The organism is Pseudomonas sp. B6001 (genome assembly GCF_013386015.1).
Classification (GTDB): Bacteria; Pseudomonadota; Gammaproteobacteria; order Pseudomonadales; family Pseudomonadaceae; genus Aquipseudomonas.
The window spans coordinates 346,177-370,889 of the sequence record NZ_JACAOX010000020.1; the positions used below are offsets into that span (position 1 = coordinate 346,177).

Annotated in this window: 19 protein-coding genes and 2 pseudogenes; 1 reads left to right on the forward strand and 20 read right to left on the reverse strand. The window is 61.6% G+C overall.

What is annotated here, in order from left to right; genetic code table 11:
* Nucleotide 1: 1 nt before the first annotated feature.
* The gene (locus HX821_RS23490) at nt 2–1,909 is read left to right on the forward strand and encodes a methyl-accepting chemotaxis protein (RefSeq protein WP_008439276.1); all 1,908 of its coding nucleotides are present in this window, start codon (nt 2–4) and stop codon (nt 1,907–1,909) included.
* Between the two features lie 68 nt (nt 1,910–1,977).
* Here the strand turns inward: HX821_RS23490 and HX821_RS23495 are convergent, their stop codons facing one another.
* The 20 genes and pseudogenes from HX821_RS23495 to HX821_RS23590 all read right to left on the reverse strand — a co-directional run.
* A complete protein-coding gene (locus tag HX821_RS23495; protein WP_087692909.1) occupies nt 1,978–2,712 on the reverse strand; it encodes an amino acid ABC transporter ATP-binding protein in 735 nt (244 codons plus the stop codon).
* Entirely contained in the window at nt 2,705–3,664 is a 960-nt protein-coding gene (locus tag HX821_RS23500; protein ID WP_003209286.1) for an amino acid ABC transporter permease, read from the reverse strand. Before HX821_RS23500 ends, HX821_RS23495 begins: the two co-directional genes overlap by 8 nt.
* Nucleotides 3,665–3,807: 143 nt before the next feature.
* Entirely contained in the window at nt 3,808–4,605 is a 798-nt protein-coding gene (locus HX821_RS23505) for a transporter substrate-binding domain-containing protein (protein ID WP_003209284.1), read from the reverse strand.
* A 219-nt stretch (nt 4,606–4,824) separates the two neighbouring features.
* Nucleotides 4,825–5,628: a transporter substrate-binding domain-containing protein gene (locus HX821_RS23510; protein ID WP_102605846.1), complete on the reverse strand. Its 804-nt coding sequence runs from the start codon at nt 5,626–5,628 to the stop codon at nt 4,825–4,827.
* A gap of 236 nt (nt 5,629–5,864) precedes the next feature.
* A pseudogene (gene mdoH / locus HX821_RS23515) lies at nt 5,865–8,440 on the reverse strand (glucans biosynthesis glucosyltransferase MdoH); the annotation flags it as partial.
* Nucleotides 8,433–10,184: a glucan biosynthesis protein G gene (locus HX821_RS23520; RefSeq protein WP_008439280.1), complete on the reverse strand. Its 1,752-nt coding sequence runs from the start codon at nt 10,182–10,184 to the stop codon at nt 8,433–8,435. The gene HX821_RS23520 and the pseudogene mdoH, both read right to left, overlap by 8 nt.
* A 267-nt stretch (nt 10,185–10,451) precedes the next feature.
* Nucleotides 10,452–10,889 (reverse strand): D-aminoacyl-tRNA deacylase, encoded by a 438-nt coding sequence (gene dtd, locus HX821_RS23525; RefSeq protein ID WP_087692908.1) that lies wholly within the window; start codon nt 10,887–10,889, stop codon nt 10,452–10,454.
* Nucleotides 10,886–11,857, reverse strand: coding sequence for a prolyl aminopeptidase (gene pip / locus HX821_RS23530; protein ID WP_008439282.1), 972 nt, complete (start codon nt 11,855–11,857; stop codon nt 10,886–10,888). The genes dtd and pip overlap by 4 nt, the downstream gene beginning before the upstream one ends.
* A 103-nt stretch (nt 11,858–11,960) precedes the next feature.
* Complete coding sequence (locus HX821_RS23535; protein ID WP_177036494.1) at nt 11,961–12,896, reverse strand: alpha/beta hydrolase; 936 nt, start codon at nt 12,894–12,896, stop codon at nt 11,961–11,963.
* 154 nt (nt 12,897–13,050) lie between these two features.
* Nucleotides 13,051–13,998, reverse strand: a complete 948-nt coding sequence (locus HX821_RS23540) for a choline ABC transporter substrate-binding protein (RefSeq protein WP_177036496.1) — start codon at nt 13,996–13,998, stop codon at nt 13,051–13,053.
* 169 nt (nt 13,999–14,167) lie between these two features.
* On the reverse strand, nt 14,168–14,968 hold the full coding sequence (gene hutG / locus HX821_RS23545; protein WP_087692905.1) for an N-formylglutamate deformylase: 801 nt from the start codon (nt 14,966–14,968) through the stop codon (nt 14,168–14,170).
* Between the two features lie 11 nt (nt 14,969–14,979).
* Complete coding sequence (gene hutI, locus HX821_RS23550) at nt 14,980–16,185, reverse strand: imidazolonepropionase (RefSeq protein ID WP_003209269.1); 1,206 nt, start codon at nt 16,183–16,185, stop codon at nt 14,980–14,982.
* A gap of 16 nt (nt 16,186–16,201) precedes the next feature.
* Nucleotides 16,202–17,611 (reverse strand): amino acid permease, encoded by a 1,410-nt coding sequence (locus tag HX821_RS23555; RefSeq protein ID WP_003209267.1) that lies wholly within the window; start codon nt 17,609–17,611, stop codon nt 16,202–16,204.
* Between the two features lie 182 nt (nt 17,612–17,793).
* The gene (gene hutH / locus HX821_RS23560; protein ID WP_085984627.1) at nt 17,794–19,332 is read right to left on the reverse strand and encodes a histidine ammonia-lyase; all 1,539 of its coding nucleotides are present in this window, start codon (nt 19,330–19,332) and stop codon (nt 17,794–17,796) included.
* 114 nt (nt 19,333–19,446) lie between these two features.
* On the reverse strand, nt 19,447–20,970 hold the full coding sequence (gene hutH / locus HX821_RS23565; protein WP_177036498.1) for a histidine ammonia-lyase: 1,524 nt from the start codon (nt 20,968–20,970) through the stop codon (nt 19,447–19,449).
* A 146-nt stretch (nt 20,971–21,116) separates the two neighbouring features.
* Nucleotides 21,117–21,941, reverse strand: a complete 825-nt coding sequence (locus HX821_RS23570) for a glycine betaine/L-proline ABC transporter ATP-binding protein (RefSeq protein WP_003209262.1) — start codon at nt 21,939–21,941, stop codon at nt 21,117–21,119.
* Nucleotides 21,938–22,789, reverse strand: coding sequence for a proline/glycine betaine ABC transporter permease (locus tag HX821_RS23575; protein WP_003209260.1), 852 nt, complete (start codon nt 22,787–22,789; stop codon nt 21,938–21,940). The genes HX821_RS23570 and HX821_RS23575 overlap by 4 nt, the downstream gene beginning before the upstream one ends.
* 71 nt (nt 22,790–22,860) lie before the next feature.
* Nucleotides 22,861–23,008: pseudogene (locus HX821_RS23580) on the reverse strand (histidine ABC transporter substrate-binding protein); the annotation flags it as partial.
* Nucleotides 22,995–24,434: a cytosine permease gene (locus tag HX821_RS23585; RefSeq protein ID WP_087692903.1), complete on the reverse strand. Its 1,440-nt coding sequence runs from the start codon at nt 24,432–24,434 to the stop codon at nt 22,995–22,997. The pseudogene HX821_RS23580 and the gene HX821_RS23585, both read right to left, overlap by 14 nt.
* 142 nt (nt 24,435–24,576) lie before the next feature.
* On the reverse strand, nt 24,577–24,713 hold a 137-nt coding region (locus HX821_RS23590), incomplete at its 5' end, for a hypothetical protein (protein ID WP_177008282.1).

Below are 24,713 nucleotides of genomic sequence, written 5' to 3' on the forward strand. Positions count from 1 at the left end.
CATGTTTCGTCCACTGACCCGCCTGCTCGGAAACATCAGCATCAGCCTCAAACTTGCCCTGGGCTTTGGCCTGGTGCTCAGCCTCAGCCTGATCATCGCCTCTACCGGCTGGCAAGCCTTGAGCGCATCCCTCGAGCGCTCCCAAAAACTCACGCTGCTCTCGCAATTGGCAGTCGTCGGCGAAGAGTTGCGCGCTGATCGCATCGTCTATCGCACCCTGAACGACCCGGCCAGCCTGTCCAAAATAGAGCTGCACATGGACAAGATCGACCAGTTCCTGGTGGATCTTTCCCCGCGATTTACCGACCCGGTCAACCAACAACAGCTGCAGGAAAGCCGACGCTTCGTCACCAGCTTCAAGACCGCCTTAAGCGGCCTGGAGGGGCTGATCAAGCAACGTGAAAACGCCCGTGAACAGCTCAAGCGCAGCTCAGTCCAGAGCAGTGACAGCCTCTCTGAACTGTCGAGCAACCTGCCCAATCAAGACGATGAAAAGGCCCTCGATGCCGTGGAACAATTGCGCCAGGCCCTGGAACAAGCCGAAGACCGCGCCCAGAGCCCCGCCTGGGCCGCTGCGTCATTGGACGCCTATGCCAAGGACGTGAGTGATGCGCTACTGGCCCTGGATGGCGCCCAGGCGGCGGTAGGCGCGCTGCCGGTTGACGCCAGCGCCCTGAAAAAAGTCCTGCTCGACTTTCGGACTCACCTGACACGCCTCAAGGACGCCCAACTCAGCGCCGAAACCACCCAGAACCAGCTTGAACAGTGGCTGGATCAATTGCTCACGGAAAGCGACCTGCTGAGCCAGGACCAGACCGCCAAGCGTGACAACGAAGCCAGCCTCGCCCGCACCCTGCTGCTCAACGTTACTGCAGCGGCGCTGTTGCTCGGCGTCGTGGCCGCCTGGTTGATCGCCGGCCAGATCGTCGCACCACTGCGCCAGGCCCTGTCCGTGGCCAACCGGATTGCCGAAGGTGACCTGAGCCACGACATCCAGGCCTCGCGCCAGGATGAACTGGGACAGTTGCAGCGCAGCATCGGGCAAATGACCCTCAACCTGCGGGGCTTGATCAGCGGCATCGGCGACAGCGCCCAGCAGATCGCCAGCGCCGCCGAGCAACTCTCGGCGGTCACCGAGCAAACTCGCGACGGGGTCGACGGCCAGAAGCAGGAAACCGAACAGGTGGCCACCGCCATGAACGAGATGCTCGCCACCTCCCAGGAAGTTGCGCGCCATGCCGAGCAAGCGTCGCTGGCTGCTGCCGAGGCCGACCGGCAGGCGGGCCAGGGCGATCAGGTGGTGGCTGAGGCCATTACCCACATCGAGCACCTGGCTCAGGAGATGGCGCGTTCAAGCCAGGCCATGCAAGGCCTGCAACAGGAAAGCCGGAAGATCGGCAGCGTGCTGGAGGTGATCAAGTCGGTATCGGAACAGACCAACTTGCTGGCCCTCAACGCCGCGATCGAGGCGGCCCGCGCAGGCGAAGCCGGCAGGGGCTTTGCCGTGGTCGCCGATGAAGTGCGCAGCCTGGCACAACGCACCCAGCAGTCGGCCGAGGAAATCGAGGAGTTGATCAGCGGCCTGCACCGGGGCACGCAGCAGGTGGCCGACATCATGGACAACAGTCGCAGCCTCACCGACAACAGCGTGCAACTGACCCGCCGCGCAGGAGAGGCGCTGGCTGGCATCACCCGTACCGTGTCAGTGATTCAGGAGATGAACCCGCAAATTGCCGCTGCCGCCGAGGAACAAACCGCAGTCGCCGAGGAGATCAATCGCAGCGTGTTGAAGGTCAAGGATGTATCGGAACAGACCTGGGCCGCGAGTCAGGACACTGCGGCGGCCAGTGTCGAACTGGCGCGCCTGGGGGCGGATTTGCAGGTGTGGGTGGGCAAGTTCAAGGTCTGAAAAAACCCACGACCAACGCTATCCTGTGGCGAGGGAGCTCCCTCGCCACAAGAAGCATTCCCACGCATTTACAGAACCTGGCGCAGGAAGGCTTGGGCGCGAGGGTCCTTCGGCGCATCGAAGAATTGCGCCGGGGCGGCGTCCTCCAACAGTTTGCCGTGATCGAAGAACAGCACGCGATCAGCCACTTCCCGGGCAAAGCCCATTTCATGGGTGACGCAGACCATGGTCATGCCTTCCAGGGCCAGGGTCTTCATCACGTCCAGCACTTCGCCGACCATTTCCGGGTCCAGGGCCGAGGTGGGCTCGTCAAACAGCATCACCTTGGGCTCCATCGCCAGCGCGCGGGCAATCGCGACGCGTTGCTGCTGGCCACCGGAAAGCCGCGACGGGAACTCGTGGGCTTTCTGGGCAATGCCGACTTTCTCCAGGAGCGCCAGGGCCTTGGCCTCGCGCTCTTTCTTGCCGCGCTTGCGCACGACTTTTTGCGCCAGGCAGAGGTTTTCCAGCACGGTCATGTGGGGGAACAGGTTGAAGTGCTGGAACACCATGCCGACTTCACGGCGGTAGGCGTTCACGTCGGTTTTCGGGTCTGCCAGTTGCAGGCCGTCGATGCTTACCGAGCCGGAATCGAATTCCTCCAGGCCGTTAAGGCAGCGCAGGAACGTCGACTTGCCGGAACCGGACGGGCCGATCACCACCAGCACTTCACCCCTGGCCACCTGCGTGGTCACGTTATCCACCGCGCGCACGACGTGGCCACGGGTGTCGAAGACTTTTACCAGATCGCGGACTTCAATCACTTTGCGCGAGCCTCCGCTCAAGCCGGCTGGCGATTTTCGACAGCGGCAGGTTGATCAGCAGGTACAGGCCTGCGACGCAGAACAGGATTTCGAACGGCGAGAACGAGGTGGTGATGACCTCGCGGCCGCTTTTGAGCAGCTCGGTAATCGCGATCACCGACACCAGGGATGTGTCCTTGACCAGGCTGATAAATTGCCCGGCCAGGGGCGGCAGCACGCGCTTGAAGGCTTGCGGCAACACCACGTGGCGCATCGACTGGCCAGCACTGAGCCCCAGGGAACGTGCCGCCTCATTCTGCCCACGGGCAATCGACTGCACGCCGGCGCGGATAATTTCCGCCACATAGGCACCGGTAAACAGCGAAAGCGCGGCGATCCCGGCGAATTCCCGGGACAGGTTGAGCACCGTGCCGATAAAGAAATAGAAAATGAAGATCTGCACCAACAACGGCGTACCGCGTACCAGTTCGACGTAGATCGTCGACAGATCGCGTAAAGTCGGGTTGTTCGACAGGCGACACAATCCGGTCGCCAGGCCGATCAACAGTCCCAGCACCCCGGACACCACCGATAGCCACAACGTAGTCCACAAGCCCCACAGCAGAGGGCCCGCAGCCCAATGCCGGGTGACGCCGACCACATCGCCCTCGGCCACGTCATCGCCCTTGGCCACTTGCAGACTGTTCTCGGCCACGGTCAGGTGCTGTTCGTTGCCCTCGTCATTACGCAGGGTGACGTCAGCCACATCGCCCTTGCGCACCAACTCGCTGACGGTGGAAATGTCCGACGCACGCTGGGATTCTTCGGCCTGGTAGACGAAGTACTGCGGCACGCGGTTCCAGCGCCATTCGTAGGACATCAGCGAGGTGGCGTAATACAACGCGCCGGCCAGGCCGACCAGCACCAGCACCGTCAGCAGGTGCCAGGGCCATTGGGCTTTTTTCTGTTTCATTACGGGTTCCGGGATATGTCGAGATCGTTCCCACGCTCTGCGTGGGAATGCCTCACTGGACGCTCAGCGTCCGCTTTGTGACGCAGAGCGTCACGGGCTGCATTCCCACGCGGAGCGTGGGAACGATCAATGCAGGTCAGCTTTTATTCCATGTCCTTGAGCCACTCAGAGCTCTTGAACCACTTGTCATGGATGCGATCGTAGGTGCCGTCGTTGCGGATCTGGTGCAGGAAGTTGTTGATGAAGTTGATGCTGTCGTAGTCGCCCTTCTTCAGGCCGAACGCCAGGGGTTCAAAGGTGAACGGCTGATCAAGGAACACCAGTTTGCCGGCGCCGACCTTGTTCACGGCCACCACGTTGTACGGGGCGTCATAGACGAAGGCGTCAGCCTTGCCGTTGACCACGTCCAGAACAGCTTCCTGCTCGTTGTCATAGCCGTGGTACTTGGCTTTGGAGATCAGCTTCTTGGCCACCATCTCGCCGGTGGTGCCGAGCTTGGAGGTCAGGCGGTATTTCTCGTCATTCAGGTCTTTGTAGGACTTGATGGTGCCCTCCAGCTCCTTGCGGATCAGCAGGGTCTGGCCGACCACGATGAACGGTTCGCTGAAGTTCAGGCGCAGGTTGCGTTCCTGGGTCAGGGTCATGCCGCTGCCGATCATGTCGAACTTGTCGGTCAACAGGGCCGGGATGATGCCGTCGTAACCGGTGGAAATCGGCTCGAACTTCACGCCCATCGACTTGGCCATGGCTTTGAGGATGTCGACTTCAAAGCCGATGATTTCACCGCGTTTGTTGGTCATCTGGAACGGCATGTAGGTCGGGTCCATGCCGACTTTCAGCGTACCGCGCTTGACCGCATCATCGATGGCGCCGGCATGTGCCGCGTTGACCGCCACCAGTGCGGTGACACCCAGCAGCAGCATCGAAAGATACTTTTTCATCATCAAGTCCCCTGAACTCATTTTCTTGTGAGGTCGGCGCGCAAAAGGGCTGCACCATTTCGGGGTGCGATCCTAACTCACTCACCGCCGGGTACAAAGGTTTCGCCGGGATTTGTTGACAAGGTATGACAGAAAAGCCCCACAACCGTGCAGAGAAAGGCATGGCTAGACACCTCGACCCACGGCCCAGCCAATTGCTTGATGTGTAAGCAGTTATGACTACCAGCCCACTTCCGCCATCCAGCCCGAGTCCTTGAACCACTTGTCATGCAGCCGATCGTAGGTGCCGTCCTGGGCCACCTGGTTGAGGAAATGATTGATCCAGTTGAGGCTGTCGTAATCGCCCTTTTTCAAGCCGAACGCCAGGGGCTCGTAGGTAAAGGGTTGCTCCAGCGCCAACAGCGCACTGTTCTGGGGCTTGGTAATGGCGATCAGGTTATACGGCGCATCATGGATAAACGCATCGGCCTTGCCCTCCACCACCTGGCGCACGCCTTCTTCAGGTGTTGGAAAACTGCGCAGCCGTGCAGTGCCGAGAAACCTTTTCGCCGCCGCCTCGCCTGTGGTGCCTTCGGCGGCCACGATCCGGTAACCGGCCTCGTTCAAGTCCTCGATGCTCTGGACCTTGTCGGCCAACCGAGGGTTCAGCAGCACGGTCTGGCCGACGATGATGAACGAGTCGCTGAAATTGAGGGTCAGGTTGCGCTCCTGCGTGACAGTCATGCCGCTGCCGATCAGGTCGAACCGGCTGGCCAGCAGGCCGGGAATCAGGTCGATATACGGTACCGAAACCAGCTCCAGCTTGACCCCCAGCGCCTTGCTCATCTCCCGAAGCAGGTCAATTTCAAACCCGACGATCCGGCCTTTCTTGTCGGTCATCTCAAAGGGCACGTAGGCCGGATTGGTGCCGACTTTCAACACACCCCGCCGAACGGCCTCATCTATGGCTCCGGCATGCGCCAGGTAACCGTGGGAAAATGTGACGATGCCGAGCAGCAGCATCGACAAATACCTTTTGATCATGAAAAAAACCCCTGTTCCATTAAACACTCCCACACCCGGCCACGCGCAAGATCGCGTAAGCCGCAGGCTTCGAGTCAGATTTGGGGGCGATGCTAACCCACTCGCAGGCACGGCAATATGCCTCGGAGAAGGGTCTTTTGTTTCGAAATAACAAGGAGTTAGCGCGATGCAGCAGAAGGGAAAAACAACGTAGGACGGTTATCGCAAACGCCCCCGAGGTGGCACCTCGGGGGCGTCGGAATCAGGCCGGTTGAGCCTGGGACGACAGCGGCTTCAATGGCAGCAATGGCGCATGCGGATCGGCCTTGACCGATTCGCGCCAGGCGCTCAGCCACTCGGCGTGGCCTTCGCTCCAGACCTGCTCGTGCAAGCGTGCCAGGGCGACCGGGTCGCTGAGCAAGGCCAGGCGTTCACCGTTGTTGAGGCCGGCCGGGCCGACTTTCAACGCGTGGCGAACCCGGTCAACACGCAGCCACTCAATCGGCTCCGCCTGCCCGTGACGGGAAGTTGCCAAGGCGCACGCCAGGGCGTTCTGCTGCGGATCGACCACCGCCCGCACAAAACCGTCATTGAGCGCATGCCAACGGTTTTCGTGGGTGTACTTGTCGGTCGACAACAGCGCCTGGGGCGGATTGTATTCCTCGGGGATCAGGAACAGGCTCTCGTCGCGAGACTTGAGGCCCAGTTTGACCCGGCTGGAAATCACCGACACCGGAATCGACAGCATCAGCGAACCGACGATTGGCACCAGCCACCACAGGAAGCTTGGGTTCAACCACACCACCAGCAGCGCCCAGAAGAAGCCGAGCAGGGTCTGCGGACCGTGGCGCTTGACTGCCTCGCTCCATGGCGTGGAGTCGTCGTCACGCTGTGGCGAGTTCCAGGTCGCCGCCCAGCCGAGGAACGCGGCCAGTACGAAACGGGTGTGGAAAATCATCCGCACCGGCGCCAGCAACATGGAGAACAGCATCTCCAGCAGCATCGACAGGATCACCTTGAACTTGCCGCCGAACTCTTTCGCGCCCTTGGCCCAGATCAGGATGATGCTCAGCAATTTAGGCAGGAACAGCAGCACGATGGTGGTGGAGAACAGCGCCACCGCCTTGTCCGGATGCCATTGTGGCCACAACGGATACAACTGGCGCGGCGCCATGAAGTACTGCGGCTCCATCAGTGTGTTGACCGCCAGCAAGGCCGTGGACAGCACCAGGAAGAAGAACCACAACGGTGCCGACAGGTACGACATCACGCCGGTGAGGAACACCGCACGGTGCACCGGGTGCATGCCTTTTACCAGGAACAGGCGGAAGTTCATCAGGTTGCCGTGGCACCAGCGACGGTCACGCTTGAGTTCGTCCAGCAGGTTCGGCGGCAGCTCTTCGTAGCTGCCCGGCAAGTCGTAGGCAATCCACACGCCCCAGCCGGCACGGCGCATCAGCGCCGCTTCAACGAAGTCGTGGGAAAGAATCGCACCGGCAAACGCACCTTTACCCGGCAACGGCGCCAGGGCGCAGTGCTCGATAAACGGCTTCATGCGGATGATCGCGTTGTGACCCCAGTAGTGGGATTCACCCAACTGCCAGAAGTGCAGGCCGGCGGTAAACAGCGGGCCGTACACCCGGGTGGCGAACTGCTGCATGCGCGCATACAGGGTATCCATGCCCGACGCACGTGGCGCGGTCTGGATAATCCCGGCATCCGGCGTGGCTTCCATCAGGCGCACCAGGCTGGTCAGGCATTCGCCGCTCATCACGCTGTCGGCGTCGAGCACCACCATGTACTTGTAGTCACCGCCCCAGCGACGGCAGAAGTCGTCGAGGTTGCCGCTCTTGCGTTTGACGCGACGGCGACGGCGGCGATAGAAGATCTTGCCGAAGCCACCGGCTTCGCGGCACACGTCGAGCCAGGCTTGCTGCTCGGCGATGCAGATGTCGGCCTCGTTGCTGTCGCTGAGGACGAAGAAGTCGAAACGGTCCAGGTCACCGGTGGCAGCCACCGATTCGAACGTCGCGCGCAGGCCGGCAAATACCCGGGGCACGTCTTCGTTGCAGATCGGCATGACCAGGGCGGTGCGGGCGTCTTTCGGAATCGGCTCGTCACCGGCACTTTTACCGGAGATACGGTATTTATCGTGACCGGTCAGCAGTTCCAGGAAGCCCATCAGCGCGGTCCAGAAACCGGCCGAGACCCAGCAGAACAGAATCCCGAACAGCACGAGGATGCTGGTTTGCAGGGCGTAAGGCAGTACCTGGGTCGCGGTTTGCAGCAGGGTCTGGTTGCGGATCTCGTCAAAGTCGACGAAGGACCAGCCCTGGTACGGCATGATGCCTTTCATGTACCAGCCGGCAACGATCGTCTGGCCGAGCATCAGCACCAGCAGGATATAGCGACGGATCGAACCGACGGTGCGCCAGCGGGCGGCCGGCAGTACGCGCTCATCCTTCGGCGGGGCCGGTGGATTCGTGCGGCCGGTCAGGCGGCGCCAGCCACGCACCAGGATATTGGTGCGCCACGGCTCAGGCACGACCTTGGTCCGACGGATCGGCGGCGTGGCCTTGAGGCAAACCCGGCCGCTGGCGTCGAGCACCAGCATTTCGGCGTCTTGCAGCTCTTCGGCAGTGTTGAGGGTCAGCCGGGCGCCTACCGATGCCTGGGCAGCGTCGGCAGGCGCGTCGAACGTGGACGATGACAGGCGCTTGTGCAATTCACTGAAGGACTCGCAGCCCGCCAGTTCGGCGCGCTGCTCATCGGTCATCGGTAGATGCGCCAGGTACTCGGCAAGAGTCTCTGGCTGGACTTGAGAATTACTCATCGGCAGGCAACTGATAGCTCCAGGTTTCGGTCAGGACTTGCTCTGTCTTGGCCTGATCCTGGGTAGGGAGTGGTGTGGCTGGGGCAGCCGCTTCCGGCTGCTTGGCGTCCTTGTCCTTGGCGTCTTTCTTGGCCGCTTTCTCGTGCTGTTTAGCCAGTACTTTGTCGGCTTTCAACACTTGGGTCGAAACCTTCTCCGGTTCCGGCTGCACGATGTCCTGAACCAGAGCAGCGCGCATTTCAGTCGGTTTGCCTGCGTCCTTGATCTTCATGCGCAGGGTCAAGCGCCAGCCTTGGGTGTGCGGGTTGTAGCGCACGCTGTTTTCAACGATTTCGGCGTTGTCGCCCACGCTGACCTGGCTGCGAACCGGTGCGTCAGCTGGCAGTTTCTTCAGGGACGGGCCCTCGAAGTCCACCAGGTAAGCCACGCTGCCGTCTGGCTGACGGATCAGGTTGGATTGCTTGACGTCGCCGGTGGAACGCAGGGTCTGCTTGACCCAGGCGCTTTCTGGCGAATGGAACTCGGCGTCTTGCAATGTCCAGTGCAGGCGGTAGGCAACGTCCAGCGGCTTGCCTGGCTCCGGCAGTGTTTCCGGGCTCCAGAACGCAACGATGTTGTCGTTGGTTTCATCGGCGGTCGGAATCTCTACCAGGTCGACGGAGCCCTTGCCCCAATCGCCTTCAGGCTCGATCCAGGCGCTTGGGCGCTTGTCGTAGTTGTCGTCGAGGTCTTCGTAGTGGCTGAAGTTGCGGCCGCGTTGCAGCAGGCCGAAACCACGCGGGTTTTCCACGGTGAAGTTGCTGACCGACAGGTGTTTGGGGTTGTTCAGTGGGCGCCAGATCCACTCGCCGTTGCCGGCATGGATCGACAGGCCGCTGGAATCGTGCAGCTCGCGACGGTAGTTGAGGACCTTGGACGGCTGGTTGGCGCCGAACAGGAACATGCTGGTCAGCGGGGCGATGCCCAGCTTGGTGACCTTGTCACGCAGGTACATCTGGGATTTGACGTCGACGATGGTGTCGGTACCCGGGCGCAGGATCAGGCGATAAGCGCCGGTGGCCCGCGGCGAATCCAGCAGGGCGTAGATCACCAGCTGTTTCTCACCCGGTTTTGGACGCTCGATCCAGAACTCGGTGAAACGCGGGAATTCTTCGCCGGACGGCAACGCAGTGTCGATCGCCATGCCGCGGGCAGACAGGCCGTAGACCTGGTCCTTGCCCACGACGCGGAAATAGCTGGCGCCGAGCATGGTCATGATTTCGTCTTGCTTGTCGCCCTTGTTGATCGGGTACAGCACACGAAAACCGGCATAACCCAGCTGTTCGGTGGATTTGGGATCAAACTTGACGTCGCCGAAATCGAAGCGGGACGGGTCGTACTTGATTTCCTGAACGCTGTCGGCGGTGACTTCGTTGATTTTCACCGGTGTATCGAAATGCATACCCTGGTGGTAGAAGGACAGCTTGAACGGGGTGTTCTGATCGGCCCACTCGGCTTTTTCGTTGCGGAAACGAATTTTCTGGTAATCAGCGAATTTCATTTCGCGGAATTCGTTCGGCAAATTGCTGCGCGGAGCTTCGTATTTCTGCCCGGCCAGCTCTTTTGCCTTGGCCGACACATCATCCAGACTGAATGCCCACAGTTGACCCGCGCCGAACAGGCAAAACAGGGCAGAGCCCGTCACCAGTACGTTTCGTAACCGTTTGGCAGACAATTTTGGTGCATTACAGGGACTAACAATCACGAGCAACCCTCGCCGAAAACAGATCAAAAAACCAACGGCCAGCTATCTATATGCCAGGTTGGCGAGCATTGTTCCGACTCCCATGGGGCTAAATGATTCCCCAATGGCTATCGGACAAGTCTCTACCTAAGTCAAAAATGGACCAATTAACGCTGATCCCCGTAGCGCGCGATTATCTAGTAGCCCGCGTGACAACGCATCAGGGTCAGCGAAGTATTTGTAGCGAAAACCCGGTTTTTTGGGCATCACAAGTCGTTTTCAGTACATTCACGTCTGTAACAGGAAGGTGACCGGCCCATCATTGACCAAATGCACCTGCATATCAGCGCCAAAACGCCCTGCCGCTACCGTGCCATGCAATTGTTGCGCTTGTAACAGCAGATAGTCGAAAAGCGCCTCGCCCAACGCCGGCGGTGCCGCCGTGGAGAAGCTCGGCCTCAGCCCACTCTTGGTGTCTGCCGCCAGGGTGAACTGCGACACCAGCAGCAAACCGCCGCCAATGTCTTTCAAGGACAGGTTCATCTTGCCCTCGTCGTCGCTGAACACCCGATAGTTAAGCAGCTTATGCAGCAGCTTGTCGGCGCTGGCTTGCGTATCCGAAGGCTCGACAGCCACCAGCACCAGCAAACCCTGGTCTATCGCCCCGACCACCTGCCCTTCTACCTCGACCCGGGCGCCGCGCACCCGTTGCAAAAGCCCCTTCATGCTTCTTCAGGCGGCAAATCAAGCAGGCGCCGTGCCATTTCACTCGCCGCACGCACCAGCGCATCGGTGATTCCGGGTTCGGAAGCCGCATGGCCGGCCTCGCGGATGATCTGCAGCTCACTGTTGGGCCAGGCCTGATGCAGCTCCCAGGCATTGTCCAGCGGGCAGATCATATCGTAGCGGCCATGCACGATTACGCCAGGCAGGTGGGCGATCTTGTGCATGTCGCGGATCAGTTGGTCAGGTTCAAGGAACGAGTTATTGGTGAAGTAATGGCATTCGATACGGGCAATCGACAGGGCGCGCTGGGGTTCGGAGAAACGCTCGATCAATTGCGGGTTCGGGCACAGGCCCAACATACGCCCTTCCCACGTGGACCAGGCCTTGGCGGCGTGCATCTGGGCGATCTGGTCGTTGCCGGTCAGGCGCTTGTGGTAGGCGCTGAGCAGGTCGTGCCGCTCCTCCGCCGGGATAGGCGCCAGGTAGTCCTGCCAGTAATCGGGGAACAGCCGGCTGGCGCCAGCCTGGTAGAACCACTGAATGTCCTGGGGGCGGGCCAGGAAAATGCCCCGCACGATCAGGCCGTGCACACGCTCCGGGTGGGTTTGCGCGTAGGCCAGGGCCAGGGTCGAGCCCCAGGAACCGCCGAACAGCACCCATTTTTCGATGCCCAGGTGTTCGCGAATCCGCTCAAGGTCGGCCACCAGGTCCCAGGTGGTGTTGTTTTCCAGGCTGGCCCGTGGGGTGGAGCGCCCGCAGCCACGCTGATCAAAAGTAACAATTCGGTACAGATTGGGATCGAAATAGCAGCGGCTATTGGCATCACACCCGGCGCCGGGGCCGCCATGGATGAACACAACGGGCAAGCCTTCCGGGGAACCGCTTTCGTCGACGTACAGGACGTGGGTTTCATCGACGGCCAGATCGTGCCGGGCGTAGGGTTTGATCTGCGGGTACAAAGTCTGCATTGCGCGCTCCGTAAGGGGTCGAGTTCATCCCTGGGGGGACGTCTATTATTTTGCCGTCTGGCATCATAAACCCGAATTGTGCAATGAGCATGTCCTCGTGGACCTAGACCTGTGTCAGCAGAACACCACGCAGGTAGTCCAGCAGATAAACGTACAGCCGGTCGACCTCCAACACCTGGCCCCGGGCCCGCAGGCAGCCGTGAACCAGGCCTTTGCCGGGATACAGCGTGGCCGCCACCCCGGCGCCTTGCAGGCGTTCGGCGTAAAGCATGCCGTCGTCCCGCAACGGGTCGAACTGGGCGACAGCGATCAAAGCCTGCGGCAACCCGCTGAAATCCACGGCCAGCAATGGCATGGCGTAGGGCGACGGCTTGTCCGGCCCACGCAGGTAAAGGGCGAGGTAGCACTCGGTGTCGGCGGTACTGAGCAGCGGCGCGTCGACGCAATCGCGGCGGGACGGCAGGTCGGCGGGGCCGCCCAGGCCGGGGTAGATCAGGACTTGCGCCAGGGGCTGCGGCTGATGGTCATCCCGCAGGCCCAGGCACAGGGCCGCCGCCAGGTTACCGCCGGCGCTGTCACCAGCCACCACCAGACGCTGAAGGTTGATCGGCTGGGGCGCTTCGCCCACCTGGATCGCCTGCCAGACCGCACGGCAATCCTCAAAGGCGGCCGGAAACGGGTGTTCGGGTGCCAGGCGGTAATCGATGGCGATGACCAGCACCTGCAGTGAGTCGGCCAGCTCAGCACACATGAAGTCATGGGAATCCAGGCCGCCGACCACCCAGCCGCCACCGTGCATATAAAGGATGCATGGCCAGCCGCTATCAGGGGTTTGCGTCGCCGGTTGATAAATGCGTACGCCCACGCCACCCAGGGAAACGTCTGACACCTGTAACCCTTCGGGCCGCGCCGGGGTGAACGCCTGGCACATGCGGTCGTAGCCTCGGCGCAATCCGGCCAGCGATGTGTCGTCGCTGGTGAAGGATTCGGTTTTTTCGACGAATGCGCACATCTGCGCGGAAATCGGGTAATGGGACATCGATGGATCGTCCTGAAGATAAGGATTTAACAGCCGCCACGAATCCAATGTGGGAGCGGGCTTGCTCGCGAATGCGGTGTATCAGTCAATACTTGTGTGGCTGACCCACCGCATTCGCGAGCAAGCCCGCTCCCACATTTTGATCTTCATTTGCTCAGGGCTTGAGGCTGGCCTGCACCGCCGCCACGCCGTCCTTGCCATCCAGGGTCGTCACGCCCGCCAGCCAGCGCTGCAAGTCCTCGGGATTGTCGCGCAGCCACTGTCTGGCCACATCCTGCGGCGTCTTGCGGTCCATGATCGGCACCATCAACTGGCTTTCCTGGGCCGCGGTGTAGGTCAGGTTTTCCAGCAGGCGTGTCACGTTGGGGCAACGTTCGGCGTAATCCGGCGCCGTCACCGTGGAGACCGTGGCCATGCCTTCGTTGGCACCGAACACATCTTCACTGCCGGTCAGGTACGCCATTTTCATGTTGATGTTCATCGGGTGCGGGGTCCAGCCGACAAACACCACGAACTCCTTGCGATTCACTGCCCGCTGCACCGCCGCCAGCATGCCTGCCTCGCCGGACGCCACCAGCTTGAAGCCGCCGAGGCCAAAGCGGTTGCTGTCGATCATTTTCTGGATATCGGTATTGGCACCGCTGCCCGGCTCGATGCCATAGATCTTGCCGCCCAGTTTGTCCTTGAAGCGGGCAATGTCGGCAAAGGTTTTCAAGCCGGCGTCGGCAACGTACTGCGGCACCGCCAGCGTCGCTTGGGCGTCGGACAGGCTTGGCCTGTCGAACACCTTGACCTGCTTGGCCGCGAGGAATGGCGCGATGTTGTTGTCCATCGCCGGTTTCCAGTAACCGAGGAATATATCCAGGCGCTTGTCGCGGATGCCGGCAAAGATGATCTGCTGCACGGCGCTGGTTTGCTTGCTGTCATAGCCCAGGCCATTGAGCAGCACGTCGGCCATGCCGCTGGTGGCGATCACGTCGGTCCAGCTGACCACGCCCATGCGCACGACCTTGCACGAGGCCGGGTCGGCAGCCATCGCGTTGGCGCTCAAGAGTGCGGCGCCGGTGAGAATCAACAGACAACGGTTGAACAGTCTTTTCATCGATGCGGTCTCACTCGGCAGTTTTTATTGTGGGAGTGGCGTCTGACGCGCCGTGCCCAACACCTTACCCAGCGAGACCTCGATCAAAGCGAACTGTGGCGACAGGGATTTGCACACAGACGACTTGGGAGGTGTGTTGCTGTTGAGGGCCTCTCAGCAGCGACGCCACTCAGGAGTAATGCCGCTTGCCCCACGCCAGGAACCCTTCCAGCAGTTCCTTCAACACCACCCGCGTCGGCTCGGCCAGGTCGGCGCGATAACGGAAGGGCTCAAACTCTTCCATGTAGGTGCACTGCCCCAACTCCAGCTGCACGGCGTGAATGTTCTCGGCCGGGTTGCCGTAGTGACGGGTGATGTGCCCGCCCTTGAAGCGCCCGTTGAGCACATGGCTGTACTGCGGGTGGCCGGCACAGATGGCTTCCAGTTCGCTGGCCAGCTGCGGATCGCAGGCCGCGCCGTTGAAGGTGCCGAGGTTGAAGTCCGGCAGCTTGCCTTCGAACAGGTGCGGGATCACCGAGCGGATCGAGTGCGCATCAAACAGCAGCGCATAACCGAACTCGGCCTTGAGCCGGGCCAGTTCGTTTTGCAGAGTGCGGTGATACGGCGTCCACACCTGCTCCAGGTACGTGGCGCGCTCGGCCTTGGACGGTTCCAGGCCTTCGCGGAACAGCGGCACACCGTCAAACAGTGTCGCCGGGTACAGGCCGGTGGTTGCGCCAACGTACAGCGGCTTGTCGTCTGAAGGCCGGTTCAGGTCGATGACAAAGCGCGAATACTCCGCCGCCAGGGTGCTGGCGCCCAGCGCTTCGGCGAAGTCGTACAGCGTGGGAATGTGCCAGTCGGTGTCCGGCAGGCTTTGCGCCTCGGGGATCAGCCCGGCTTGCACCGCCGGCGTCAGGCGCAGGCCCGCGTGGGGCATGCTGATCAGCAGCGGCACACGGCCTTGTTTGAAGTTCAGAACCTTATCCACAGCGGTACTCCTTAAACGGTGACTTCGACGCCGTGGCGCACGACGCGTTTATCCAGCTCGCCACCCAGCCAGTAGGCCAGGTCGGCGGGACGATCAATCTGCCAGGCGACAAAATCCGCGACCTTGCCCACTTCCAGCGAGCCATGGCTGTTGCCCAGGCCCAGGGCGGTGGCCGCGTGTTGCGTGGCGCCGGCCAGGGCTTCTTCCGGGGTCATGCGGAACAGGGTGCAGGCCATGTTCAGCATCAAGCGCACCGACAACGCCGGCGAGGTGCCCGGGTTGAGGTCGCTGGCGATCGCGATCTTCACGCCGTGCTTGCGCAGGGCATCCATCGGCGGCAACTGGGTTTCCCGCAGGAAGTAGAACGCGCCCGGCAGCAGCACCGCGACGGTGCCGGAAGCGGCCATGGCGATGGCGTCTTCCTCGGTCATGAATTCCAGGTGGTCCGCCGACAGCGCCTGGTACCGCGCCGCCAGGCTGGAGCCATGCAGGGACGACAACTGTTCGGCGTGCAGCTTTACCGGCAAGCCAAGTTTCCGGGCGGCGATGAACACGCGCTCCACCTGCTCCGGTGAGAACGCCAGGTACTCACAGAAGGCGTCGACCGCGTCCACCAGGCCTTCCGCTGCCAGCGCCGGGAGCATTTCGGTGCAGATGTGATCGATGTAGGCATCGGCCCGGTCCACGTACTCCGGCGGCAACGCATGCGCCGCCAGGCAGGTGCTGCGCACACTGACCGGCAACTCGGCGCCGAGGCGACGGATCACCCGCAAAATCTTGCGCTCGCTGGCCAGGTCCAGGCCGTAGCCGGACTTGATCTCGACGGTGGTTACACCGTCGCGCAGCAAACTGCGCAGGCGCTTGTGGCCGCTGGCAAACAGTTCATCTTCGCTCGCCGCACGCGTGGCGCGCACGGTGCTGGCAATACCGCCACCGGCCGCTGCGATCTCGGCGTAGCTCACGCCTTGCAGCCGCTGCTCGAACTCGCCACTGCGATTGCCGCCGAACACCGTGTGGGTGTGGCAGTCGATCAGCCCGGGCGTGACCCACGCCCCTTGCAGGTCATGGGTGGTTGCGTAGTTCGCATCCGGCAGATCGGCGCGCGGGCCGATCCACTCGATGAGCGTGCCCGAGGTAACAATGGCGGCGTCCTCGATGATCGAGTAGTTGCCCTGGGCCATGGTTGCAACGTGGCAGTGTTGCCAAAGCGTTTTCATCAACGCCTCCATTAGGTTATCGATGAGACAAAGCCGGGTCGTAATGGACCTTGGCCGTTTGCCCGGCGGCGGGCTTGACCCACAGCAGATAGGCGACGATCAGCAAAACGATCCACACGGCGCCGACCATAAGAGCGGCCTGGGTGTCCGGGAAGTAACCCAGCACGCCGAAGATGAACAGCATGAACACGATGGCGGCCGCTGGCGCGTAGGGCCAGAACGGCACCGGGAATTTCAGCTCGGCAATCTGTTCCCTGGTCATCGAGCGACGCATGGCCACCTGGGTGACCAGGATCATCAGCCACACCCACACCGTGGCGAAGGTCGCAATCGAGGCGATGACCAGGAACACGTTTTCCGGGATCAGGTAATTGAGCACCACACCGCCGAGCAACGCGGCGCCCATCACCACTACGGTCATCCACGGCACGCCCTGGCTCGACAGTTGGGCAAAACCCTTGGGCGCCTGCCCTTGCTGGGCCAGGCCATACATCATGCGACCGGCGCCGAAAATGTCGCTGTTGATGGCCGAGACGGCGGCCGAGATCACCACAATGTTAAGGATGGTCGCCGCCGAGCCTATCCCCAGGTTGCTGAAGATCTGCACGAACGGGCTGCCCTGGCTGCCGATCTGCGGCCACGGGTAGATCGCCATCAGCACAAACAACGTCAGCACGTAGAACAGCAGGATACGCAACGGCACGGCGTTGATTGCCTTGGGGATCACCCGCTGCGGGTCCTTGGCTTCGCCGGCGGTGATGCCGATGATTTCGATGCCGCCAAACGCAAACATCACCACCGCGAAGGACGCGATCAAGCCACCCACGCCGTTCGGCATGAAGCCACCGTGAGCCCACAGGTTGCTGAGGCCGGTAGCGGGTGCTTCGCCCGCCGAGTGAATGCCGAACAGCATGATGCCGAAGCCGCCGAGGATCATTGCGACAATGGCACCGACCTTGAGCAGCGACAGCCAGAACTCCATTTCGCCAAAGACTTTGACGTTGCACAGGTTCAGGCCGCCGATCAGCAACACGATGCCCAGCACCCAGACCCAGCGCGCGACTTCGGGAAACCAGAAGCCCATGTAGATGCCGAAGGCGGTGACGTCGGCGAGGCAGACGATGATCATTTCAAAGGCGTAGGTCCAGCCGAGGATAAAGCCGGCCATCGGGCCCAGGTAGGTACTGGCGTACTGGCCGAAGGAGCCGGACACCGGGTTATGCACGGCCATTTCGCCGAGGGCGCGCATGACCATGAACACCGCGGCGCCACCGATCAGGTAGGCCAGGAGCACGGCCGGGCCGGCCATCTGGATGGCGGAGGCAGAGCCGTAGAACAGCCCGGTACCGATCGCGGAACCGAGGGCCATGAAGCGAATATGTCGGGCGGAGAGCCCGCGTTTTAACGTCTTTTCTTGCTGGTGCATTTCTCGTCCTTAATTATTTTTATCCTGAGAAAATTCGAATCTGTAGAAGATCAAATGTGGGAGCTGTCGAGCCCCAGCGAGGCTGCGATAGCGGTGGGTCAGGCTACGAAAGTGTTGCCTGTTCCGGCGCCATCGCAGCCTCGCCGGGGCTCGACAGCTCCCACACTGGATCGGTGTCGCTCTTACAAGCTCGGCAACAACTTCGCCGGCACCAGCTCGTTCAGGCAACGCGTTGCCAGCAGCTCACTGGCGGCATTGATGTCCGGCGCAAAGAAGCGGTCCTTCTCATAAAACGCGACTTTGCTGCGCAGGATCCCACGCGCCTTTTCCAGCGCCGGCGAAGTCTTCAAGCCATTGCGCAGGTCCAGGCCCTGGCAAGCCGCCAACCATTCCACCGCCAGCACACCGCGGGTGTTCTCGGCCATTTCCCACAGGCGCTTGCCCGCCGCCGGGGCCATCGACACGTGGTCTTCCTGGTTGGCTGACGTCGGCAGGCTGTCGACGCTATGGGGATGCGCCAGTGCCTTGTTCTCGCTGGCCAATGCCGCCGCCGTCACCTGGGCGATCATGAAGCCGGAGTTCACACCGCCATTGCCCACCAGGAATGGCGGCAGTTGCGACATGTGCTTGTCCATCATCAACGAGATGCGACGCTCGCTCAGGGAGCCGATTTCCGCGATGGCCAGCGCCATGTTGTCCGCCGCCATGGCCACCGGTTCAGCGTGGAAGTTGCCACCGGAAATCACGTCACCTTCAGCCGCAAACACCAGCGGGTTATCCGACACGGCGTTGGCTTCCACCACCAGTACTTCAGCCGCCTGGCGGAACTGGGTCAGGCAGGCGCCCATGACTTGTGGCTGGCAACGCAGGGAGTACGGGTCCTGGACCTTGTCGCAGTTTTCGTGGGATTGCGACACTTCGCTGCTTTCACCCAGCAGGGCGCGATACGCGGCCGCAGAGTCGATCTGGCCGCGTTGGCCCCGGGCAGCGTGAATGCGGGCGTCGAACGGCGAGCGCGAACCCAGCACGGCTTCCACCGTCAGGGCGCCACAGGCCAGGGCACCGGCGAACAGATCTTCGCCCTCGAACAGCCCACGCAATGCATAAGCGGTGGAAACCTGGGTGCCGTTGAGCAGCGCCAGGCCTTCCTTGGCCGCGAGGGTCAGCGGCGTCAGGCCGGCAACTTTCAGCGCTTCGGTAGCTTCCAGCCATTCGCCTTTGTAGCGGGCCTTGCCTTCGCCCAGCAGCACCAGCGACATGTGGGCCAATGGTGCCAAGTCACCGGAGGCGCCCACCGAACCTTTCAGTGGAATGTGCGGGTAGACCTCGGCATTGATCAGGGCGATCAGCGCGTCGATGACCTGCCGGCGAATCCCGGAAAAACCCCGGCTCAGGCTGTTGACCTTGAGCACCATGACCAGCCGTACCAGCGCATCGCTGATGGGCTCACCGACGCCGGCGGCGTGGGACAGCACCAGGGAACGCTGGAGGTTTTCCAGGTCTTCGCTGGCAATGCGGGTCGAGGCCAGCAGGCCGAAACCGGTGTTGATGCCGTAGGCGGTGCGGTTCTCGGCGAGAATCTGCTCCACACAGGCGACACTGGCTTCGATCTGGGCCGAGGCGCTGTCATCCAGACTGAGGGTTACCGGCTGCTGGTAGATGGCCCGCAGTTGGGCAAGGCTCAGTTGGCCTGGAATCAGGTTTAGCGCAGTCACATTCATGCTCCTTTTGAGAGTGTTGTTAACTACCAGTCGCTCCGGATGCTTCCGTTATCCGCCGCTGTGCTCTTTTAGAGGATCAGTCGGCTTGGCACGCTGGTTATTGTTGGGAAAAGGTCAGTGCAAATTCGGTAGCGTGCGTTGCAGTAAATCGGCGTCCTTGAGCAACGCGGCGGTGGCTGCGATGTCTGGCGCCAGCCAGCGGTCCTGGTCGTAGGCCGGGACGTGTTCGCGCAGCAAACGCCAGGCGGCATCGGTGCCGGCGCCGAAGCGTTGGTCCTGGAGGAACTCGAACGCCTGGGCCGCCAGCAAGTACTCGATGGCGAGGATCTGGGTGACGTTTTCCAGCACCGAATACAGCTTCAGGGCGGCGTTGGTGCCCATGCTCAGGTGGTCTTCCTGCAGGCCCGAGGTGACGAAGTTGTCGAGCACCGCCGGTTGCGCCAACTGGCGGTTTTGCCCGCACAGCGAGGCGGCGACGTACTGCACGATCATCATCCCGGAGTTGACCCCGGGGTTGCTCACCAGGAACGCCGGCAAACCACTGACGTGCGGGTTGATCAGACGGTCCAGGCGACGCTCGGCGATGGAGCCGATTTCGGCCATGGCGATGGCCAGCATGTCGGCCGCCAGGGCCACGGACTGCCCGTGGGGATTGGCCTGGGACACCACGCGGTAGTTGTCTGGAGTGCCGAGCACCAGCGGGTTATCGGTGGCGCCGTTGAGTTCGGTTTCGATCTGCCGGGTGGCGTGTTCCAGTTGGTCGCGGGCCGCGCCGTGCACCTGGGGAATCGAACGGATGCTCAGGGCGTCCTGGGTACGAATGCCTTTGCTGCTGGCGATCACTTCGCTGCCGTCCAGCAACGCGCGCAGGTTGATGCCCACTTGCTGCATGCCCGGGTGCGGCTTGAGCGCGATGATTTCTTCGTCGAAGGCGTCGATCTGGCCGCGCTGGCCTTCGAAGCTCATGGCACCGATCACATCGGCCCATTGCAGCAGGCGGTGCGCATCGGCCAGGGCCAGGCTGCTGAGGCCGGTCATGCACGGCGTGCCGTTGACCAGGCACAGCCCGTCCTTGGCACCGAGCACTACGGGCTGCAAACCTTCTTCAGCCAGCGCCTGGTGTGCGGGAACGATACGGCCCCGATAGCTGACGTCGCCGACGCCGAGCAAGGCGACGCCAATGTGCGCCATGTGGGTCAGGTAACCCACGGACCCCTGGGACGGCACTTGCGGCGTGATGCCATGGTTGAGCAGCCCCAGCAGCGAATGCACCACCTGCGGATGCAAGCCGGATTTGCCGTGGCTGTAGTTAATGATTGCCGCACAAATGATCGCGCGGGTTTGCTCCACACTCAGTAGCGCACCGACGCCGCAGGCATGGCTGAGCAAGGTATTGCGCGACAGCCGGCTCAGTTGTTCGTCCTTGAGCGACACGTTGCACAAGGCGCCCAGGCCGGTGTTGATGCCGTAGGCGCGCTCGCCGCTGGTGACGATGCGCTGGACGATGGCCTGTGCATTGTCGATGCGAGCCCAGGCCTGGCCCGAGAGTTCGAGGATCGCACCGTGGCGAGCCACGGCGACCACGTCCTGCCAACGCATCGGGGCGTCGGCGATGATGATTTTTTCAGCCTGGGACATCGTTGACCTCTTCATGAAATTCGCAATTGTTGTGCAGCTTCACTGGACTCATCGCAAGCGAGCCAGCTTCCACAGGGGAAACGCATTCCAAATGTGGGAGCTGGCTTGCCTGCGATAGCCTCAGCCAACCCACCACAAATATCGGATCAAACCACCGCCACCCGCCGCTGGACAAACCGGTTCACGTACTCATCCGCCGGTGAATGCAAAATCTCGCGGGGCGTGCCGACCTGGATCAGCTTGCCGTCCTTGAGGATCGCAATGCGGTTGCCGATGCGCACCGCCTCATCGAGGTCGTGGGTAATGAACACGATCGTCTTGTGCAGGGTCTTTTGCAGCTCCAATAACTGGTCTTGCATCTCGGCACGGATAAGCGGGTCGAGCGCACTGAACGCCTCGTCCATCAGGATGATGTCGGTGTCGGCCGCCAGCGCCCGGGCCAGGCCTACACGCTGACGCATGCCGCCGGAAAGTTGATGCGGGTATTTGTTTTCATAGCCCTTGAGGCCCACGGTTTCGATCCAGTGCAGCGCACGCTCGGCGCACACTTGCCTGGTTTCGCCACGCACTTTCAGGCCGTAGGCAACGTTGTCCAGCACACTCTTGTGAGGCAGCAGGCCAAAGCTCTGGAACACCATGCTGATCTTGTGTCGGCGGAATTGGCGCAAGGCTTCCATGTCCAGTTGCAGGATGTCTTCACCGTCCACCAGGATCGCACCGCTGGTAGGGTCGATCAGCCGGTTGAAGTGACGCACCAGGGTCGACTTGCCGGAACCCGACAGCCCCATGATCACGAAGATTTCACCGGTGTCGACGCTCAGGGACAGGTCGTTCACACCCACCACGCAACCGGTCTCGGCCAGCACCTCGTCCTTGCTCTTGCCCTGGCCAATCAACGCCAGTGCATCCTTGGAGCGGTTGCCGAAAATCTTGAATACGTTTTTGACTTCAATTTTGCTGACAGTAGTCATTTGCTCGCCTCATGCCGTGGACGACCATAGGCTTGCGTAATGCGGTCGATGACCACGGCAAGAATCACGATCGCCAGACCGGCTTCAAGGCCGCGTCCAACGTTGAGGGTCTGGATGCCCACCAGTACATCTTCACCCAGGCCACGGGCGCCGATCATCGAGGCGATCACCACCATCGACAGGGCCATCATGGTGGTCTGGTTGATCCCGGCCATGATGCTCGGCAGGGCCAGCGGCAGTTGCACGCCGAACAGTTGCTGCCAGCGGTTGGCACCGAAGGCGTTGATCGCTTCCATGACTTCACCGTCCACCTGGCGAATGCCCAGGTCGGTGAGACGAATCAGCGGCGGTGCGGCGTAGATCACCGTGGCGAAAATCGCCGGGACCTTGCCCAGGCCGAACAGCATCAACACCGGGATCAGGTACACGAAGCTGGGCATGGTCTGCATGATGTCCAGCAGCGGCATCAGCACCGAACGCAGGCGGTTGCTGCGGGCCGACAGAATCCCCAGGGGAATGCCGATCAGCACCGAGATCACCGTGGCCACCATCATCAGCGCCAGGGTTTGCATCAGCTTGTCCCACAGCCCGACCGCGCCCACCAGAAACAGCAGGCCGACGATCACGACGGTGGTGAACCACTTGCGAGTGGCATGCCAGGCAATACCGCCGACAATCAGCAACATCAACCACCAGGGCGCTGCGCGCAGCAAACCTTCCAGGTTAACGATGGCCCACAGCAACGTATCGGAGATGTGCCGGAACACATCGCCGTAGTTGGTCACCAGCGCATCGACCCAACTGTTGACCCAGTCGGCGATGGAAAACGTAAAACTCTCAGGAAACATAGTGTGCTCTCGATCCAGTGGATTGTGGCCGGGCGCCCGGTTGCCTGTGGCGGCAACCGGAAACGCTCAACCTACAAGGCCGCGTCGATTTTCTTGGCTGCGTTGTCGCTCACCATGCGTGCCAGAGTTCAGGATGTCCCTTGAGGAAAGTTTTCGCCAGTTTTGCTGTTTCAATTCGCTGTTTGTCATGCGTACCGGGTTCTGGTTAAGCAGGTTGAGCAGCGGCGCCCTGCACATCGGGCAGCACGAGGCGCTCAGGAATCGGGCTGTGCCATTTTTTCGCAGCCCAGTAGTACAACGCCGCCGGCACCACCAGCCCGATGATCCACGAGATATCGGTGTCGCCCAGGCTCGCGACCAGTGGGCCGGTGTAGAAATGCGTCGAGATGAACGGCATCTGAATCAGCACGCCGAACACGTAGATGCTGATGCCCATCAGGTTCCAGCGACCGTAGCGACCGTTGGGGTTGGACAGGGCCGGGATGTCATAGCGCTCTTTGGTGATGCAGTAGAAGTCCACCAGGTTGATCGCACTCCAGGGCGTGAAAAACGCCAGCAGGAACAGGATGAACGCGGAGAAATCCTTGAGGAACGAGTCCTTGCCCAGCAACGCCAGCGCGGCGGCAATCGACACCATCACGAAGATGTACAACAGCCGCGTGCCACTGCCGATATGCCGGCTGCCACGGAAACCACTGATGATTGTCGCGATCGACATGAAGCTGCCGTAGGCGTTGAGGGTGGTGACGGTGACCTTGCCGAAGGCGATGCTGAAATACAGCAGCGCCGCGACGATCCCGGTGCCGCCCAGGCCGACGATAAACGACACTTCGTGGTGAGCGAATTGCGAGCCTGCCAGGGCTGCCGCAAACACACCGAACACCATCGAAGCCTGCGCGCCGATCACCGAACCGAGGCCCACGGCCCAGAAGGTTTTCGAGGCCTGCGTGCTGCGCGGCAAGTAGCGCGAGTAGTCCGCTACATACGGGCCGAACGCAATCTGCCAGGACGCCGAGAGGGAAATCGCCAGCAGGAAACTGCTGAGGGAAAAATGCTTGTTGCCCAGCAACGCACCGATGTCGTTGCCGGCCAGCAGCCTGTAGAACAGGTACACGAAGGCAACCACCCCCAGCACGCTGGCGATGCGACCGATGCCGTGGATCACCCGGTAGCCGAAGATCGTGAATACCATGATCAGCCCCGCGAACAATACGATGCCGACCCAGTCTTCAACGTGAAGCAACTGCGCCACCGCCTGCCCCGCCAGCAATGAGCCGCTGGCAGAAAAACCGATGTACATCAGGCACACCAGCACCAGGGGAATCACCGCGCCATACACGCCGAACTGCACGCGGCTGGAGATCATCTGCGGCAAGCCCAGTTGCGGGCCTTGCGCCGCATGCAGGGCCATGACGCCACCGCCCAGCAGTTGACCGATCAACAGACCGATCAACGACCAGAACACATCACCGCCCAGCACCACGGCCAGGGCCCCGGTGACGATCGCAGTGATTTGCAGGTTGGCACCCAACCACAGGGTGAACTGACTCAATAGACGGCCGTGTCTTTCCGCTTCCGGGATGTAGTCGATCGAACGCCTTTCGATCAACGGGGTGGTGCTTGCACGAGCGTCTTTTACTGCCATTTATGTTCAACCTCTGATGGATTGTTTTTGGGTGAAACGCAGATCACATGTGGGAGCGGGCTTGCTCGCGAAAGCGATGGGTCAGCTAACGACTTCAGTGACTGATACACCGCATTCGCGAGCAAGCCCGCTCCCACATTAGTTATTTGATCATCGGGAGATTGAGGCCCTGCTCTTTGGCGCAATCGATAGCGATCTGGTAGCCCGCATCCGCATGACGCATCACGCCGGTCGCCGGGTCGTTGTGCAGCACGCGCGCGATACGCTCGGCGGCTTCGT

What these genes read in the sequence shown, in the direction of transcription:
- HX821_RS23490 (WP_008439276.1), top strand. Translation starts at nt 2, where the DNA reads ATGTTTCGTCCACTGACCCGCCTGCTCGGAAACATCAGCATCAGCCTC.
- HX821_RS23500 (WP_003209286.1), bottom strand. Translation starts at nt 3,664, where the DNA reads ATGAAACAGAAAAAAGCCCAATGGCCCTGGCACCTGCTGACGGTGCTG.
- HX821_RS23505 (WP_003209284.1), bottom strand. Translation starts at nt 4,605, where the DNA reads ATGAAAAAGTATCTTTCGATGCTGCTGCTGGGTGTCACCGCACTGGTG.
- HX821_RS23510 (WP_102605846.1), bottom strand. Translation starts at nt 5,628, where the DNA reads ATGATCAAAAGGTATTTGTCGATGCTGCTGCTCGGCATCGTCACATTT.
- dtd (WP_087692908.1), bottom strand. Translation starts at nt 10,889, where the DNA reads ATGAAGGGGCTTTTGCAACGGGTGCGCGGCGCCCGGGTCGAGGTAGAA.
- pip (WP_008439282.1), bottom strand. Translation starts at nt 11,857, where the DNA reads ATGCAGACTTTGTACCCGCAGATCAAACCCTACGCCCGGCACGATCTG.
- HX821_RS23535 (WP_177036494.1), bottom strand. Translation starts at nt 12,896, where the DNA reads ATGTCCCATTACCCGATTTCCGCGCAGATGTGCGCATTCGTCGAAAAA.
- HX821_RS23540 (WP_177036496.1), bottom strand. Translation starts at nt 13,998, where the DNA reads ATGAAAAGACTGTTCAACCGTTGTCTGTTGATTCTCACCGGCGCCGCA.
- hutI (WP_003209269.1), bottom strand. Translation starts at nt 16,185, where the DNA reads ATGAAAACGCTTTGGCAACACTGCCACGTTGCAACCATGGCCCAGGGC.
- HX821_RS23555 (WP_003209267.1), bottom strand. Translation starts at nt 17,611, where the DNA reads ATGCACCAGCAAGAAAAGACGTTAAAACGCGGGCTCTCCGCCCGACAT.
- hutH (WP_085984627.1), bottom strand. Translation starts at nt 19,332, where the DNA reads ATGAATGTGACTGCGCTAAACCTGATTCCAGGCCAACTGAGCCTTGCC.
- hutH (WP_177036498.1), bottom strand. Translation starts at nt 20,970, where the DNA reads ATGTCCCAGGCTGAAAAAATCATCATCGCCGACGCCCCGATGCGTTGG.
- HX821_RS23570 (WP_003209262.1), bottom strand. Translation starts at nt 21,941, where the DNA reads ATGACTACTGTCAGCAAAATTGAAGTCAAAAACGTATTCAAGATTTTC.
- HX821_RS23575 (WP_003209260.1), bottom strand. Translation starts at nt 22,789, where the DNA reads ATGTTTCCTGAGAGTTTTACGTTTTCCATCGCCGACTGGGTCAACAGT.
- HX821_RS23585 (WP_087692903.1), bottom strand. Translation starts at nt 24,434, where the DNA reads ATGGCAGTAAAAGACGCTCGTGCAAGCACCACCCCGTTGATCGAAAGG.